We start from the raw sequence: 15,153 nt of genomic DNA, 5'->3' as shown, positions 1-15,153 counted from the left end.
GCGGATCCGGGAAGAATTCAGACCGGCCATTGTAGGGCCCGCGTGACCCACGCGCGATGGGAACTTCCCCCGCCGCTGCGGCTCAGGCGGCGGCGCGTACCGCCTCGGACAGGCGGTCGAGAATCTGCTGCATGACCGCGGCGTCATCGGCCTCAACGGTCACCCGGACCACGGGCTCGGTGCCCGAGGGCCGCAGCACCACCCTGCCCCGCCCCTCCAGCTGGGACTGGGCGTAGGCCAGCTCGCGCTTCACGCATTCTGCCTCGAGCGGCTTGCTGCCGGGCGCGAGCTTCAGGTTGACCGTCTTCTGCGGAACCGTATGCAGCCCCTCCAGCGCCTCACGCAGGCCCAGGCCCCGCTGCGCCAGCACTTCCATCACCTGCAGCGCGGCGACAATGCCATCACCGGTCGAAGCGCGGTCCAGGCACAGCACGTGGCCCGAGGTCTCACCCCCGAGGATGCCGCCTTCCGCGACCAGAGCCTGGTGGACGTAGCGGTCACCGACCTTGACCCGGCGGAACTCGATGCCCTGCACGCCCAGGGCCTGCTCCAGCCCGAAGTTGGTCATCAGGGTACCGACCACGGGGCCCTTCAGCCGGCCACTGCGCTTCCACGCGCTGGCCAGCACGTAGAGCAGCGCATCGCCGTCGACCAGGTTGCCGAGGCGGTCGACCATCTGCACCCGGTCGCCGTCGCCGTCGAAGGCGATGCCGACGTCGGCGCCGCTGGCCAGTACGTGACGGGACAAGGCCGCCGGCGAAGTCGAGCCGACCTCGCGATTGATGTTCAGCCCGTCCGGCGCGACGCCGATTGCATCGACCTCGGCGCCCAGCTCACGGAAGACCCTCGGCGCGACGTGGTAGGTGGCGCCGTGCGCGCAATCGAGGGCGATGCGCAGGCCGTGCAGGGACAGGTCAGAGGGTACCGACGCCTTGCAAAACTCGACGTAGCGGGCGGCGGCGTCCTCGATCCGGCTCGCCTTGCCGAGGTGTTCGGAGCCGCGGGTGGCCAGCGGCGAGTCCAGCGCTTCCTCGATGGCCAGCTCGGTGGCGTCGTCGAGCTTCTCGCCGCGCGCCGAGAACAGCTTGATGCCGTTGTCCTCGTGCGGATTGTGCGACGCGCTGATCACGATGCCGGCATCGGCCCGCAGCGAACGGGTCAGCTGGGCGACCGCAGGCGTCGGCATCGGGCCGAGCAGGCGCACGTGGGCACCGGCCGCGACCAGGCCCGCCTCCAGGGCCGATTCGAACATGTAGCCGGAGATCCGCGTGTCCTTGCCGATCACCACGCTGGGATGCGGACGTCCTTCGGCCGACAGCACGCGACCGAGCGCATTGCCCAGGCGCAGCATGAACTCGGGATTGATCACGCCGTCGCCGACCCGACCGCGGATGCCGTCGGTGCCGAAGTACCGCCTCGCCATGCCTATTCCCCGCTCGCTTCGGGGCGCTGGGCACGGCTCAGCATGGCCAGCAGGCTGGCAAGACGGTCACGCAGCTGACGACGGTCGACGATCTGATCGATGGCGCCATGGTCGAGCAGGAACTCCGCGCGCTGGAAGCCATCGGGCAGGGTCTCGCGCACGGTCTGCTCGATCACCCGCTGGCCGGCGAAGCCGATCAGGGCGCCGGGCTCGGCCATGTTGATGTCGCCGAGCATGGCGAGGCTGGCCGAGACGCCCCCGGTGGTCGGGTGGGTCATGATCGAGATGTAGGGCAGACCAGCGGCGCGCAGGCGGCCGAGCGCCGCCGAGCTCTTGGCCATCTGCATCAGGGACAGCAGTCCCTCCTGCATGCGCGCGCCGCCGGTGGCCGAGAAGCAGACCAGGGAGGTGCGCTCGGCCAGGGCATGCTCGGCGGCGCGGGCGAACTTCTCGCCGACCACCGAGCCCATCGAGCCACCCATGTACTTGAACTCAAACGCGCAGGCGGTCAGCGGCAGGCCCTTCAGGCGGCCGCTCATGCTGATCAGCGCATCCTTTTCGCCGGTCTGCTTCTGCGCGGCGCGGATGCGGTCCGGGTACTTCTTGGAATCGCGGAACTTCAGCGCATCGACCGGCTCGAGGTTGGCGTCCAGCTCCACCGCGCTGCCCTTGTCGAACAGCGCGTCAAGGCGCTCGCGGGCGCCGATCTGCATGTGGTGACCGCACTTCGGACACACGTGCAGGTTGCGCTCCATCTCGGGCTTGTAGAGCACCGCGGTGCAGGCCTCGCACTTCTCCCACAGCCCTTCGGGCACCTGGCGCTTGTTGCCACCCTCGGTTCGGATGCGCGAAGGCATCAGTTTCTGCAGCCAGCTCAAGGTTCTCCCCCTGACCAATCCCGGCGCCAGCAGGCGCCCAAGACCGGGAGTTTAGCCGTTTGCGCCGTCCAGCGCCGCGCGGATGGGGGCGAGGAAGTCACGGGCCGCGTCGGCCGCCGACTCCGGATCGCCGGCTTCGGCCAGATGGGCAACCAGGGCGCTGCCGATCACCACACCGTCGGCGCGCTCGGCGGCGCGGCGTGCGCTGTCGCCGTCCTTGACTCCGAAGCCCACTGCGATGGGAGTCCGGCAGTGGGCGCGGACCGCATCGACCCGGCCGGAAACCTCGTTCGTGTCGAGGCTGCTGGCGCCGGTCACGCCGGCGAAGGAGACGTAGTAGAGATAGCCTTCGGAGAGCTCCCCGATGAGCGCCAGGCGTTCGTCTGTGGTGGTCGGCGAAGCGAGCAGGATCAGCTGCACGCCGGCCTCGGACAGGGTCTGCTTCAGCGACTCCGCCTCTTCCGGCGGGCAATCGACCACCAGCACGCCGTCGACCCCGGCCTCTCGCGCCGCCTTGGCGAAGGCCTCCAGGCCGAAGATCTCCATCGGGTTCAGGTAGCCCATCAGCACCACGGGAGTCTTGGCGTCAGCGTCGCGAAAGCGCCGACAGCATTCCAGCACCTGGCGCAGCCCGACCTTGCGGGTCAGGGCCCGCTCGCTGCTGCGCTGGATCACCGGGCCGTCGGCCTGCGGATCGGAGAACGGCACGCCCAGCTCGATCACGTCCGCGCCGGCTCCGACCAGGGCATGCATGACCGGCACCGTGGCCTCGAGGGATGGATCACCGCAGGTGATGAAGGGCACCAGGGCCTTGCGGCCCTGCGCGGCAAGTTCGGAGAAGCGTTGGTCGATTCGGGTCATTGTTTGGCGTGATTCGTGATTTGTGATTCGTGATTCGAAAGGGCACGCAGGTCGCTCGGAGAACGACGCGCCTGACCGCAGCGGGAGACCCGCTCCGGCGTCCACGCCCCCTGTCGCGAAGCCCTGACCGAGCGAAGCGAAGGCGCAGGTGGCAAAGCCACCGTTGCCGCGCAGCGGCCGAACCCTGACCGAGCGAAGCGAAGGCGCAGGTGGCAGGGCCACCGTTGCCGCGCAGCGGCCGAACCCTGAGCTAAAGCGTGATCCCCTCGCGCTTGGCGATGGTATGGACGTCCTTGTCGCCGCGACCGGAGAGGTTGCAGAGCACCAGGGCGTCCTTGGGCAGCTCGCGGGCAAGCTTGATCGCCTGGGCAATGGCGTGGCTGGACTCCAGCGCAGCCAGGATGCCTTCGGTGCGGGCCAGCAGGTGAAAGGCTTCAAGCGCCTCGGCATCGGTGATGCCGACGTACTCGGCGCGGCCGGCGTCCTTGAGGAAGGCGTGCTCGGGGCCGACGCCCGGATAATCGAGACCGGCCGAGACCGAATGGGTCTCGATGATCTGGCCGTCGTCGTCGCAGAGCAGGTAGGTCCGGTTGCCGTGCAGCACACCGGGTCGACCGGCGACCAGCGAGGCGGCATGCATGCCGCTGCCGATGCCCTCGCCCGCCGCCTCGGCACCGACGATGCGCACACCGGGGTCGTTGAGGAAGGCGTGGAACATGCCGATCGCGTTGGACCCGCCGCCGACGCAGGCGACCAGGGCGTCCGGCAAGCGGCCGTAGTCGCTGAGCATCTGCGCACGCGCCTCGCGCCCGACCACCGCATTGAAGTCGCGGACCAGGGTCGGATAGGGGTGCGGCCCGGCCACCGTGCCGATGATGTAGAAGGTGTCGCGGACGTTGGTCACCCAGTCGCGCATCGCCTCGTTCAGCGCGTCCTTCAGGGTCTTGGAGCCGGACTGCACCGGGACCACCTCGGCGCCGAGCAGCTTCATCCGGTAGACGTTGATCGCCTGCCGCTCGACGTCGACCGCGCCCATGTAGACCACGCACTTCAGGCCCAGCCGCGCGGCCACCGTGGCGCTGGCCACACCGTGCTGGCCGGCACCGGTCTCGGCGATGATCCGGGTCTTGCCCATGCGCTGGGCCAGCATGGCCTGACCGATCGTGTTGTTGATCTTGTGCGCGCCGGTGTGGTTCAGGTCCTCCCGCTTGAGCAGGATCTTCGCGCCGCCGACATGGCGGGTCAGACCCGCGGCGAGATAGATCGGGCTCGGCCGGCCAACGTAGTGCTTGAGGTCGCGCTCCAGCTCGTCGAGGAACTCGGGATCCTTCGAGTAGCGCCGATAGGCGGCGTCCAGCTCCTTGAGGGGTCCGATCAGGGTTTCAGGCACGAAGGTGCCGCCGTAGCGCCCGAAATGGCCCCGCGCATCCGGAAAGGCATGGAAATCGAGATTGTCCTTCGCCACCGCGTTCACTGTTCTGCTCCTTGATCTGGTTCCGATTCGTCCGCGCCGCGCACCTGCGCGACGAAATCCCGCATGCGCTGCGGACACTTCACGCCGGGCTGGGCCTCGATGCCGCTGGATACGTCCACCGCGAAGGGCCGCACTGCGCGCACTGCGTCGCCGACGTTGCCGGGCTCGAGCCCTCCGGCGAGTATCGCGCATCGACGCGCGCCGGCGGGGATCAGGTTCCAGTCGAACACCCGCCCGGTTCCGCCGATGCCATCCACGCCGTGCGAGTCAAACACATATCCGGCCGCCGATGTGTGATCATCCAGCATGCGCAGGCCGGCCGCCGGGTCGCCCATCGGGATCGCCTTCAGATAGCGCAGGCCGGCGCGGCGGCAGTCCGCCGCCGGCTCACGGCCGTGGAACTGGAGCAGGTCGGGGCGCAAACGCTCGACCACATCGGCAACGAAGGCCGGTTCGGCATCACGGACAAGGGCCACGCAGGTGACCAGGGGCGGGATCGTGCGGCGAAGGTCGACCGCCCGCGCAAGGTCCAGCGCCCGCGGGCTGGCCGGGACCAGGATAAGCCCGATAGCGTCGACGCCAAGGCTGACTGCGAGGGCGATGTCCTCCGGGCGGGTCATGCCGCAGAACTTGATCCGCGTGCGGCGGGCGCTCATGGCGTGGGCTCCGGAATGCCGAAACGGTCTGGATAGCGCGGGCCGATAAAGCAGAGCCCCTCGGCGGGAGCCGTCGGCCCGGCGACGCTGCGGTCGCGACCGGCCAGCAGTTCGGCCATCCATTCGACAGGCCGTTCGCCGCGGCCGATCGGCAGCAGGCTGCCGACCAGGTTGCGGACCATGTGGTGAAGGAAGGCATTGGCTTCCACGTCGATGCGCACCTCTTCGCCCTGGCGTTCGACCGTGATGGCGATCATCCGCCGGCGGGCGTGAGGGGCCTGGCAGGCCGCGGTGCGGAAGGCCGAGAAATCGTTCTCGCCGACCACCGCCTGGGCCGCCTGGTGCATGGCGATGGCATCCAGCGGACGTCGCTCCCAGGTCAGGAAGCGCGCCTGCAGGCCGGGCCGTGCCGGCCGGTTGAGGATGCGGTAGCGATAGCGCCGCGAAGTGGCGCTGTAGCGGGCGTGGAACTCGCCCTCCACCGGGCGCACCCAGCGCACTGCGGCAGCGCGCGGGAGCAGGCTGTTGCAGCCCATCATCCAGCCATAGTCGCTGCGTTCGGCCTCAGTATCGAAATGAACCACCTGTTGCAGCGCGTGCACGCCCGAGTCGGTGCGCCCCGCACAGGTCACCTCGATCGGAGCATGGGCCACCTTGCCCAGGGCCGCCTCCAGCACCTGTTGCACGGTGCGTCCGTGGCTCAGCCTCTGCCAGCCCAGGAAGTCGGTGCCGTCGTACTCGATGCCAAGGGCAAGTCGCATGCAGCGGGTGTTCCATCGACAGCGCGGCTGCGCTGCCGGAAAAGGCGACGCCCGGCCGGGGCCGGGCGTCGCAGGGTGTCATGACCGCCGCTCAGCGGATCTCGTCGAGCAGCCGCTTGGCCTCGGAGCGCTGACCGGCATTGCCCTCGTTGACCACCTCCTCGAGCATGCCGCGGGCACCTTCGACATCGCCCATGTCGAGGTAGGCGCGGGCCAGCTCGAGCTTGGTGGCGGCGGCGTCGTCGGCATCGATATTGGCATCGGCCAGCTCGGCGTCGCCGTCGAAGTCGAGATCGGTCAGCGGAGGCGGCTCGCCGCCGTCGGAGGCCGCCAGTTCGGCGTCGTCCATATCGCCCGGCAGACCGTCCGGCACCGAGGGAATCTCCTCGGTGACCGCGTTGTCCTGGTCGATGTTGTCCTCTTCGACCATGCGGTTGATGTCGTCCAGGCTGAAGGTCTGGGTGGTGTCGGCATCGTCCGCCGCTGCGGCTTCCGGGGCACCGTAACCTTCCTCGTCGTCGCCGCCGGAGACGGCGCCGGGAGCTTCCCACTCGATCTCGCCGTCGCGCGCCGGCTGCGGCTCGTCCAGCGAGTCGGTGACGTCCTCGTCGGCGAGCTCGAGGTCCTGACGGTAGGACGTGCTGTCCTCCTCGGACGATTCAGTCTCGTCGGCGCCCGCCGCGAACAGCGGGTGGTCGGGCAGCAGGTCGCGGCCCATGACCAGCACCTGCTTCCAGGACAGGTCCTCGGGGTCGAACAGCTGGGCGTACATCGCCTCTGCAGCGCCCTCGAAGCCGGACGCGTCGCGCTGCTCGTAATAGTGGCGGACCAGGGCGAGGTGCCGGTTGAGGTCATCCGGCTGCTCGGCGATGGCATCGACCAGGATCTGGGCCTCGGCATCCTCTTCTGATCCGGCGGCCGCGACCGCGGCGCCGCTGACCGGACCGGCGGCGAAGCTGTCGGCGACGCTGCCGCCGCGCACGGGCCTGGCCGGCGAGGCCTTCTTGCCGCGCGAGGCAAACCAGGCAAGCAGTCCGCCCAGCAGCAGCACGCCCAGACCGCCGCCGAGGATCAGCGGGTTGCGGTACCAGGGCTCGGCCACCGGCTCGGCCGGCGCGGTCTCGATCGGGGCACGCTCGGCTGGAGCCGAATCGGGGGCCGGCAATGCCTCGGACGGCAGTGCCTCGGACGGCAGTGCCTCTGCAGGCGCTTCGGCGGCGGGGTCGATGCCGTCAATCGATTCAGCCGGGGCCTCCTCGCCGGCCTCGGCCGCGGGATCGACCAGGGCAGGGTCCACCTGGGCAACCTCGGCGGGCAAGGCCTCGGCCGGCGGCTGCGCCGGCTGGTCGACCTCGGCCGGCGCTGCGGCCGACCGGCCAGCCGCGGCAAGAGCCTGCTCCAGCTCGGCGACCCGCGCCTGGGCCGCGGCGAGTTCGGAATCCTTGAGCTCGATCAGTCGCTTGGCATCGGTGTCGATCTGCTCCAGATCGTCGACCCGCGAACGCAGTTCACGGTTTTCCTGCTGCAGTGCAGTGACCTGCTCGCGGGCCCGGTTGAGGTCGGCGCGAAGCTCGGTACCCTCTCCGCCCTGCGCAGCCCCGGACTGCGCCCGCGAGGCCTGCTCACCCGCCGGCGGCACCAGCTCGAGACGCGAATCGGCCGAATCGGCGGCGGCGCTGGCAGTCTGCCCGGTGCGCGCCTGGCCGGCCGGCTGCTCGATCGCACCGCTGCGCGCGCGCCACTCGCGGGTCTGCTCGATGACCTGGGAGGCAGCGGCCTGCTCTGCCACCGCGCGCACCTCGTCGGCGGTGGGGATCCGCAGCACCGCACCGCGCTTCAGGCGATGGATGTTCTGGTCGATGAAGGCATCGGGATTGGCGGCCAGCAGGGCCAGCATCACCTGGTTCATCGACACCGTGTCGTTCGGCCGCACGAACTCGGCGATCGACCACAGGGTCTCACCGTCGCGAACCGGACCGTAATTGTCCTGACGCGGCTGGGCCGGCGGCGCCGGAGGCGGCAGCGGAGCCGGCTGCACCGGCAGTGCGGGCTGCTGCACGGCGGCGGGCTGCGGGGGTGGCGCGGTCGGCTGGGTGGCAGCGGGCGGCGCGACCGGCTCACGGATCGGCGGCGGCGCCTCCAGCGGTTCCACCGGGGTGGCCGGCTCCGCGGGCAGGACCGGCGCGGTCTGCGCGACGCTCGGCACCTGCGGCGCCGGGGTGACGCGGGAGACCGCTGTCACCGGCGGGTCGAGCAGGACGGTGTACTCGCGAAGCACGCGCCCCCTACCCCACTCCACCTCGAGCAGGAAGTTCAGGTAGGGATCGCGGATCTTGCTCGGCGTGGTCACCCGGATCACCGGGCGGGCGCCCTGGTTGTCCACCGAGAACTCAAGATTGGCGGCAAGGATCGCCGGCCGGTCAAGGCCGATCCGCTCGAAAGCCTCGGGCGAGGCCAGCCTCACGCGCAGCTCGGCCAGTTCGGCCTGCGAACTGCCGACGATGGGAATCTCGGCGACCAGCGGCTCATTGAGCCGGGTCCGCACGTCGATGCTGCCAAGGCCCAGGGCCAGCGCGTGGCTGCTCCCCAGTGCCAGGGCCAAGGCAAGCGTAAGGCGTTGATTCTTCAACATCAGGCATCTCCCCCGAGCGCCGGGCGCCTCCCGCCCTGCACACGTAATTCGTCCGTGAAACCTAGAAACGGCTTGACAACGCGTAGCTAACTATAGATGACGTTTAGGAATTCACCAATATCTCGGCAATCTGCACGGCATTGAGCGCCGCCCCCTTGCGGATGTTGTCGGCCACCACCCAAAGCGCCAGACCGCGCGGATGCGAGATGTCCTCGCGGATGCGGCCGACGTAGACCGGATCCTTGCCGGCGGCATGGGTCACCGGCGTCGGATAGCCTCCCGGCCTGCGATCGTCGACGATCACCGCGCCCGGTGCCCCGGCGATCAGTTCCCGGGCCCGTTCGGCGCTGATCTTGTCGCGGGTTTCAAGGTGCACCGCCTCCGCGTGGCCGTAGAACACCGGCACGCGCACCGCGGTCGGGTTCACCTGGATCGACTCGTCGCCGAGGATCTTGCGGGTCTCCCAGACCAGCTTCATCTCTTCCTTGGTGTAGCCGTTGTCCTGGAAGTCGTCGATGTGCGGAATGACGTTGAAGGCGATCTGCACCGGGAAGCGCTGGGGCTCGGGATCCTGGAAGCTGAGCATGGCCGCGGTCTGCTTGCCGAGCTCCTCCATCGCCGAGCGGCCGGCCCCGGACACCGACTGGTAGGTGGCGATGTTGATGCGCTCGATGCCGACGGCGTCGTGAATCGGCTTGAGCACGACCATCAGCTGCATGGTCGAGCAGTTCGGGTTGGCGATGATCCCTCGCGGGCGCTGGCCGATCGCCTCCGGGTTCACCTCGGAGACCACGAGCGGCACGTCGGCGTCGTAGCGGAACTCCGAGGTGTTGTCGATGACCACCGCGCCGGCCGCCGCGGCGCGCGGTGCGTGCACCTTCGAGACCTTGCCGCCGGCCGAGAAGAAGGCGATGTCGATGCCCTTGAAGTCGAATTTCTCGAGCTCCTGCACGGTGAACTCGCGGCTGCCGCAGCGGACCTTGCCGCCGGCACTGCGCTCGCTGGCCAGCGGCACCAGGTCGGCGAACGGGAAATTCCGCTCGGCGAGGATCTCCAGCAGGGTTTCACCGACGGCGCCGGTGGCACCGGCGATGGCGATACGCGGTCGGGCATTCATCGGATCAGCACACTCAAGCTTGGGAAGGAATTCGCGGCGAAATCTCGCCCACATCGGCGCACTGGCCACGGTGGCGGAGCGCGTGGTCCATCAGCACCAGCGCGACCATGGCCTCGGCGATCGGCGTGGCGCGGATGCCGACGCAGGGATCGTGGCGACCCTTGGTCACCACCTCGACCGCCTCGCCGGCGCGATTGATCGAACGCCCGGGCAGACGAAGGCTGGAGGTCGGCTTCAGGGCCAGCGAGCAGACGACGTCCTGGCCGCTGGAGATGCCGCCCAGGATGCCGCCTGCGTTGTTGCTGAGGAAGCCGTCCGGAGTCATCTCGTCACGGTGTTCGGTGCCAAGCTGGTGGACGCAGTCGAAACCGGCGCCGACCTCGACGCCCTTGACCGCGTTGATGCTCATCAGGGCCTGGGCGATCTCGGCGTCGAGCTTGCCGTAGACCGGCTCGCCCCAGCCCGGCGGCACGCCCTGGGCGATGACCGTGACCCGCGCACCGACCGAATCTCCGGACTTGCGCAGGGCATCCATGTAGCGCTCGAGCTCCTCGACCATCGAGGCATCGGGCCAGAAGAAGGGGTTGTCCTCGACCACATCCCAGTCGAAGCCGCGCGGCTGCAGCTCGCCGAGCTGCGAAAGGTGTCCGCGCACGCTGATCCCGAACTGCTCGGCCAGCCAGCGCTTGGCGATCACGCCGGCAGCCACCCGCATCGTGGTCTCGCGTGCAGAGGAGCGGCCACCGCCGCGCGGATCGCGGATGCCGTACTTCTGCCAGTAGGTGTAGTCGGCATGCGAGGGCCGGAAGCTGTCCTCGATGTCAGCGTAGTCCTTGCTGCGGGCATCGGTGTTGCGCACCAGCAGGGCGATCGGGGTGCCGGTGGTGCGGCCCTCGTAGACGCCGGAGAGGATCTCGACCTCGTCCTTCTCGCGGCGCTGCGAGGTGTGCCGGGAGCGACCGGTCGCGCGCCGCTCGAGGTCGGCGCGGAAGTCCTCGGGCGCGATCGCCACTCCGGGCGGACAGCCGTCGATCACGCAGCCTATGGCCGGACCATGGCTCTCACCGAAGGTGGTCACCGCAAGCATCGTGCCGAAGGTGTTGCCCGCCATCTGCTGCTCCCTAGCCTGGTTGGTTCCGGTGTCCTAGCGCGCGTCGGCCAGCGCGCGGATCGCCTCCGCGTGCTCGACCAGGTCCTCGCGACCGATGGCGAAGATGCCCATCTGGCCGACCTTGAACTCGATCCAGGCGAAGGGCACATCCGGCAGCAGCCTGACCAGCGCCCGCTCGCTCTCGCCGACCTCGACAACCAGCAGGCCACCGGGTGCGAGATGCTCCGGCGCATCTCGAAGGATCCGCAGGGCGAGGTCAAGGCCATCGTCGCCGGCACGCAGGCCGAGCTCCGGTTCGAAACGGTACTCCGCCGGCAGGGCGTCGACCTCGTCGTGGGTCACATAAGGCGGGTTGGAGACGATCAGCTCGTAGACCTCGCCGGCGACCGGGGCGAACAGGTCGCCACGCAGCAGGCGCACGCGCTCCTCGACGTGCAGGCGCTTGACGTTCTCCTCGGCAAGCGCAAGCGCCTCCGGGGACAGGTCCACGCAGTCCACCTCCCAGTCCGGCTGATGGTGGGCCATGGCGATGCCGATACAGCCAGAGCCAGTGCACAGATCGAGCGCGCGCTGAACCTGCAGCCCGCCGATCCACGGCTCGAACCCGGCCTCGATCAGTTCGGCGATCGGCGAGCGGGGCACCAGGGCGCGGCGGTCGGTCTTGAAGCTGAGTCCAGCAAACCAGGCCTCGCCGGTGAGGTAGGCGGCAGGGATGCGCTCGGCAATGCGCCGCTCGAACAGGGCCAGCACGTTGGCCCGCTCCTCGGCGGTGACCCGCGACTGCCCATACATGGGATTGAGGTCGTGCGGCAGGTGCAGGGCGTGCAGCACCAGCTGGGTCGCCTCGTCGAGCGCATTGTCGTAGCTGTGGCCGAAGGTCAGACCGGCTTCGTTGAAACGGCTGCCGCCGAAGCGGATCAGGTCGATGATGGTCTTGAGATCGGTGCTCATTCGGTGGCCGGCGCTGCAAACGGCCGGAGTATAGAAGATCGCGGCGCGTTCCAAGCGGATGGGGGCCGGAATCACGCCCGCTTCCCTATAATCTCGTCATGAACAACCGCACCCGAACCGGCGGCAGCGCCAAGCTGTCCTTCCTCGCCATCCTTGCCGCCGCGCTCGCCGCGGGGCTGGGCCTCTGGCTGTCCCAGCGCACCCTCGCGCCGGACGCCGCCACCCCCCGGATCGAGGGCCTGCAGGGCACCCTGGTCTACCCGCAACCTCGTCCGGTGCCGGCCTTTGCGCTGGACGGTCCCGACGGGGCCAAGGTCGGCAGCGAGCAGCTGGCCGGGCGCTGGAACATCGTCTTCGTCGGCTTCACCCACTGCCCCGACATCTGCCCCACCACCCTCAGCACCCTCGGCCAGGCGACCAAGCCCTTCGCCGACCGGGCGCCTGCCGAGCGCCCCCAGGTGCTCTTTGTCTCGGTCGACCCCGAGCGCGACAGCCCGGAGACGGCGGCCGAGTACGCGCGCTTCTTCGGCAACGATTTCCTTGCCGCCACCGCCGACCACGAGCGCCTGCTGCCGTTCACCCGCAGCCTGGGCATGGTTTACATGCAGACCCCGGTCGAGGGTGGCGACTACACCGTCGACCACAGTTCCTCGCTGGCGGTCATCGATCCCGAGGGCCGGCTGGTGGCCGTCATGCGGCCGCCGCTCGACCCGCAGAAGATCGCCGCCGACCTCGCCCTGCTGATGCAGGCCGGCGCATGAGTCCGGGGATCCTGGCGCAGTACCTGCTGCCCCACCGCCTGCTGTCCTCCCTCGCCTACCGCGTCGCCCGCAGCCGCCAGCGCTGGCTGAAGCAGACCCTGATCGACACCGTGATCCGCCATTTCGGTGTGGACATGAACGAGGCAGCCAATTCCGACCCCACTGCCTACCCCAGCTTCAATGCCTTCTTCACCCGGGCCCTGAAGGACGGCGTTCGCAGCGCGCCGGCCCAGCCCGAGCGGCTGGCGCATCCGGCGGACGGCAAGGTTTCACAGGCCGGATCCATCGACTCCGAGGGTCGGATCTTCCAGGCCAAGGGGCAGAGCTTCACGGCCGCCGAACTGCTCGGCGATGCCGACTACGCCCAGCGCTTCGCCGGCGGCGACTTCCTCAACGTCTATCTGTCGCCGCGCGACTACCACCGGGTCCACATGCCCTGGACCGGCACCCTGATCGAGACCCTGCACATTCCGGGGCGACTGTTCAGCGTGGCGCCCGGCCCGGTGGAGGCGATCCCCCGTCTGTTCGCCCGCAATGAGCGCCTGGTCTGCCGCTTCGAGACCGATTTCGGACCGATGGCCGTGGTCATGGTCGGGGCGATGCTGGTCTCCGGCGTCGAGACGGTCTGGGGCGGCGAGGAAATCCCTCCCTATGCCAGCGCGCCGAACCGCAAGGACTGGCGCGAGCGAGGCATCCGCCTCGAGCGTTTTGCCGAGATGGCCCGCTTCAACTACGGCTCGACCGTGATCGTCCTGCTGCCCGCCGGCGCCGTGGTGATGGATCCGATGGAGCACAAGCAGCCGACCCGGGTCGGCGAAGGATTCGCGACCCGGATGAACGCTGGCGCCGCGGCCAGCTGAGCCGCGGCGGGCCGCCGGTTCGGGCGCAAACCGGACATTACGCAAATCCAACATGTGGAGCCAGCTTGCTGGCGATAGGCACCTCGGAAGGGACGATCGCCAGCAAGCTGGCTCCTACAATGGGACCGGGGCGAATGCGCACTCTGCGCCCAACCCGGCCGTGAGGCCGATGCGACGCCGGCCTCAGCCGCGGCAGCCGGCCAGGCGCAGACTCTGGCCGGGGCGAATCAGATAGCTCGGCGGCTTGATGCCATTGACCCGGGCCAGCGACTCGGGGCTGTCGCAGCCATGCCGTCGGGCGATCGAGGCCAGGGTGTCGCCGCGACGCACGGTATAGCTGCCGGCCACCGCGCCGGAGTCGTGCCGCTTGGCGGCGCTGGCCAGCTGGAGGGCGGCCTCGGCAAGCTCGCCGGCAAGGCAGTCCTCGCGATAGCCGGCGGCGACCTGGGCCGGGACCTCAAGCCGGGTGCCGGCGGCCAGCTCGGTGTGCGGAAGATGACGCGGATTGAGGTTGCGCAGGGCGCGGAACCAGCCGCTGCGGCTGCCGCGTTGGCCGACACAGATCGCCAGCTGGTTCAGCGAGGCCGGCTGCTCAAGGACCAGGGCAACCGGCTCGACCTCGACCTGCGGCAGTTCAAGGCCGTAGTCCTCGGGATGCAGGAACAGCCAGGCCGCGGCCAGCACCATCGGGACATAGTCGCGGGTCTCGCTGGGAAGCTGGCGGTTGATGCCGGCGTCCCAGAAGCTCCTCCGCCCGTGCTGTCGCACCAGCCGGCCGACCCGGCCCTCGCCGCCGTTGTAGGCAGCGAGCGCCAGCGCCAGATCATTGTTGAACTCGGCGAAGCGCTCGTTGAGGTAGCGCACATTGGCGCGGGTCGACATCTGTGGGTCGAAACGCAGATCGAAGCCGTCGGCGTCGCGGCCAAGGCCCAGCCTGGCCCCAGTCGCCGGCATGAACTGCAGCGGACCGGCGGCGCCGGCGCGCGACACCGCATGCACCTTGCCCGCCGATTCCTTGGCCAGGATGCCGAACAGCAGGGCCTCGGGCAGCCCGGCGGCCTCGTACTCGGGCCACATGCGGTGGCGCATGAACTGGTAGTTCTCATAGGACTCCAGAAGCTGCGGACGCATCCAGGTCAGCCACTCGTTGAGCGCCGCCTTGACCGGCGCGTTCAGTGCGATCAGCTCGCGCAGGTCGCGTCCCTTGAGCAGGGCAAGGCTGTCCTGCAGGCCCTCGATTTCGGCCTCCGGGCCCCCTGCCAGGTCGACGCGCCCCTCCTCCACCAGGGCCCCGCCCTCGCCCTCCAGGGCGAGGGCATCCGGACCGGCCTCGTCGTGCTGGACGAGCAGCTCGGACTGCGCCGAGAGCAGTTCGGCGTAGCGCGCCAGCAGCGGCGCGGTGTCGCAGTCGGGCAGCGCCGCGCAGGCCTCGTTCGCTGACTGCAGGGCCGCCCCGGCGTCGCGCAGGCGGGCCGCCGACTCGGCGCTGCGCTGGGCGCGCCATTCGGCCAACGCCGAGCGCCAGGCTTCGGCCGCGGCTTCGGCCGCGCCATGGGCCGAGACGGCGGCATTCGAGGCCGTCCGGGGCTGGGCCGCACAGCCGGCGAGCACGCCGACCAGCACGGCGACGCAGAGTCGCTGCATGGTGTGTTTCCTGTTCCGTCCAGC

The 15,153-nt window shown here is 69.6% G+C and carries 13 protein-coding genes; 2 read left to right on the top strand and 11 right to left on the bottom strand.

The window, feature by feature from the left end:
- Positions 1–82: 82 nt before the first annotated feature.
- From glmM to prmB, 10 genes are all read right to left on the bottom strand, one after another.
- Entirely contained in the window at positions 83–1,423 is a 1,341-nt protein-coding gene (glmM, locus tag M0G41_RS13475) for a phosphoglucosamine mutase (RefSeq protein WP_248210265.1), read from the bottom strand.
- A gap of 2 nt (positions 1,424–1,425) precedes the next feature.
- Positions 1,426–2,301: an acetyl-CoA carboxylase, carboxyltransferase subunit beta gene (gene accD, locus M0G41_RS13470; RefSeq protein WP_248210264.1), complete on the bottom strand. Its 876-nt coding sequence runs from the start codon at positions 2,299–2,301 to the stop codon at positions 1,426–1,428.
- Positions 2,302–2,352: 51 nt separating this feature from the next.
- Positions 2,353–3,162 (bottom strand): tryptophan synthase subunit alpha, encoded by an 810-nt coding sequence (trpA, locus tag M0G41_RS13465; protein ID WP_248210263.1) that lies wholly within the window; start codon positions 3,160–3,162, stop codon positions 2,353–2,355.
- Between the two features lie 250 nt (positions 3,163–3,412).
- Positions 3,413–4,627 carry a tryptophan synthase subunit beta gene (gene trpB / locus M0G41_RS13460; protein WP_248210435.1) on the bottom strand — a complete coding sequence of 405 codons (1,215 nt, stop codon included), beginning with the start codon at positions 4,625–4,627 and terminating at the stop codon, positions 3,413–3,415.
- Positions 4,628–4,632: 5 nt separating this feature from the next.
- The gene (locus M0G41_RS13455; protein WP_248210262.1) at positions 4,633–5,292 is read right to left on the bottom strand and encodes a phosphoribosylanthranilate isomerase; all 660 of its coding nucleotides are present in this window, start codon (positions 5,290–5,292) and stop codon (positions 4,633–4,635) included.
- Positions 5,289–6,053: a tRNA pseudouridine(38-40) synthase TruA gene (gene truA, locus M0G41_RS13450; RefSeq protein WP_248210261.1), complete on the bottom strand. Its 765-nt coding sequence runs from the start codon at positions 6,051–6,053 to the stop codon at positions 5,289–5,291. Before truA ends, M0G41_RS13455 begins: the two co-directional genes overlap by 4 nt.
- A gap of 91 nt (positions 6,054–6,144) precedes the next feature.
- Positions 6,145–8,685: a motility hub landmark protein FimV gene (locus M0G41_RS13445; protein ID WP_248210260.1), complete on the bottom strand. Its 2,541-nt coding sequence runs from the start codon at positions 8,683–8,685 to the stop codon at positions 6,145–6,147.
- A 103-nt stretch (positions 8,686–8,788) separates the two neighbouring features.
- A complete protein-coding gene (locus M0G41_RS13440) occupies positions 8,789–9,802 on the bottom strand; it encodes an aspartate-semialdehyde dehydrogenase (protein WP_248210259.1) in 1,014 nt (337 codons plus the stop codon).
- Between the two features lie 13 nt (positions 9,803–9,815).
- Positions 9,816–10,913: a chorismate synthase gene (gene aroC / locus M0G41_RS13435; protein ID WP_248210257.1), complete on the bottom strand. Its 1,098-nt coding sequence runs from the start codon at positions 10,911–10,913 to the stop codon at positions 9,816–9,818.
- Positions 10,914–10,946: 33 nt separating this feature from the next.
- Positions 10,947–11,864: a 50S ribosomal protein L3 N(5)-glutamine methyltransferase gene (prmB, locus tag M0G41_RS13430; protein WP_248210255.1), complete on the bottom strand. Its 918-nt coding sequence runs from the start codon at positions 11,862–11,864 to the stop codon at positions 10,947–10,949.
- A 98-nt stretch (positions 11,865–11,962) separates the two neighbouring features.
- On the opposite strand from prmB, the gene M0G41_RS13425 reads away from it, so the two are divergent.
- Entirely contained in the window at positions 11,963–12,625 is a 663-nt protein-coding gene (locus tag M0G41_RS13425; RefSeq protein ID WP_248210251.1) for an SCO family protein, read from the top strand.
- Positions 12,622–13,485 carry an archaetidylserine decarboxylase gene (gene asd, locus M0G41_RS13420; protein ID WP_248210250.1) on the top strand — a complete coding sequence of 288 codons (864 nt, stop codon included), beginning with the start codon at positions 12,622–12,624 and terminating at the stop codon, positions 13,483–13,485. The genes M0G41_RS13425 and asd overlap by 4 nt, the downstream gene beginning before the upstream one ends.
- A 183-nt stretch (positions 13,486–13,668) precedes the next feature.
- Here the strand turns inward: asd and M0G41_RS13415 are convergent, their stop codons facing one another.
- Positions 13,669–15,129, bottom strand: coding sequence for a lytic transglycosylase domain-containing protein (locus M0G41_RS13415; RefSeq protein WP_248210249.1), 1,461 nt, complete (start codon positions 15,127–15,129; stop codon positions 13,669–13,671).
- Positions 15,130–15,153: the final 24 nt, after the last annotated feature.

The sequence above is a fragment of the Pseudomarimonas salicorniae genome (genome assembly GCF_023156535.1).
GTDB lineage: Bacteria > Pseudomonadota > Gammaproteobacteria > Xanthomonadales > Xanthomonadaceae > Pseudomarimonas > Pseudomarimonas salicorniae.
This window is presented reverse-complemented; position numbering and strand designations above follow the sequence as displayed.

Bases quoted from the DNA above. Each gene is read 5' to 3' on its own strand.
- glmM (WP_248210265.1), bottom strand. From the start codon at position 1,423: ATGGCGAGGCGGTACTTCGGCACCGACGGCATCCGCGGTCGGGTCGGC.
- trpA (WP_248210263.1), bottom strand. From the start codon at position 3,162: ATGACCCGAATCGACCAACGCTTCTCCGAACTTGCCGCGCAGGGCCGC.
- M0G41_RS13455 (WP_248210262.1), bottom strand. From the start codon at position 5,292: ATGAGCGCCCGCCGCACGCGGATCAAGTTCTGCGGCATGACCCGCCCG.
- truA (WP_248210261.1), bottom strand. From the start codon at position 6,053: ATGCGACTTGCCCTTGGCATCGAGTACGACGGCACCGACTTCCTGGGC.
- M0G41_RS13445 (WP_248210260.1), bottom strand. From the start codon at position 8,685: ATGTTGAAGAATCAACGCCTTACGCTTGCCTTGGCCCTGGCACTGGGG.
- M0G41_RS13440 (WP_248210259.1), bottom strand. From the start codon at position 9,802: ATGAATGCCCGACCGCGTATCGCCATCGCCGGTGCCACCGGCGCCGTC.
- aroC (WP_248210257.1), bottom strand. From the start codon at position 10,913: ATGGCGGGCAACACCTTCGGCACGATGCTTGCGGTGACCACCTTCGGT.
- prmB (WP_248210255.1), bottom strand. From the start codon at position 11,864: ATGAGCACCGATCTCAAGACCATCATCGACCTGATCCGCTTCGGCGGC.
- M0G41_RS13425 (WP_248210251.1), top strand. From the start codon at position 11,963: ATGAACAACCGCACCCGAACCGGCGGCAGCGCCAAGCTGTCCTTCCTC.
- asd (WP_248210250.1), top strand. From the start codon at position 12,622: ATGAGTCCGGGGATCCTGGCGCAGTACCTGCTGCCCCACCGCCTGCTG.
- M0G41_RS13415 (WP_248210249.1), bottom strand. From the start codon at position 15,129: ATGCAGCGACTCTGCGTCGCCGTGCTGGTCGGCGTGCTCGCCGGCTGT.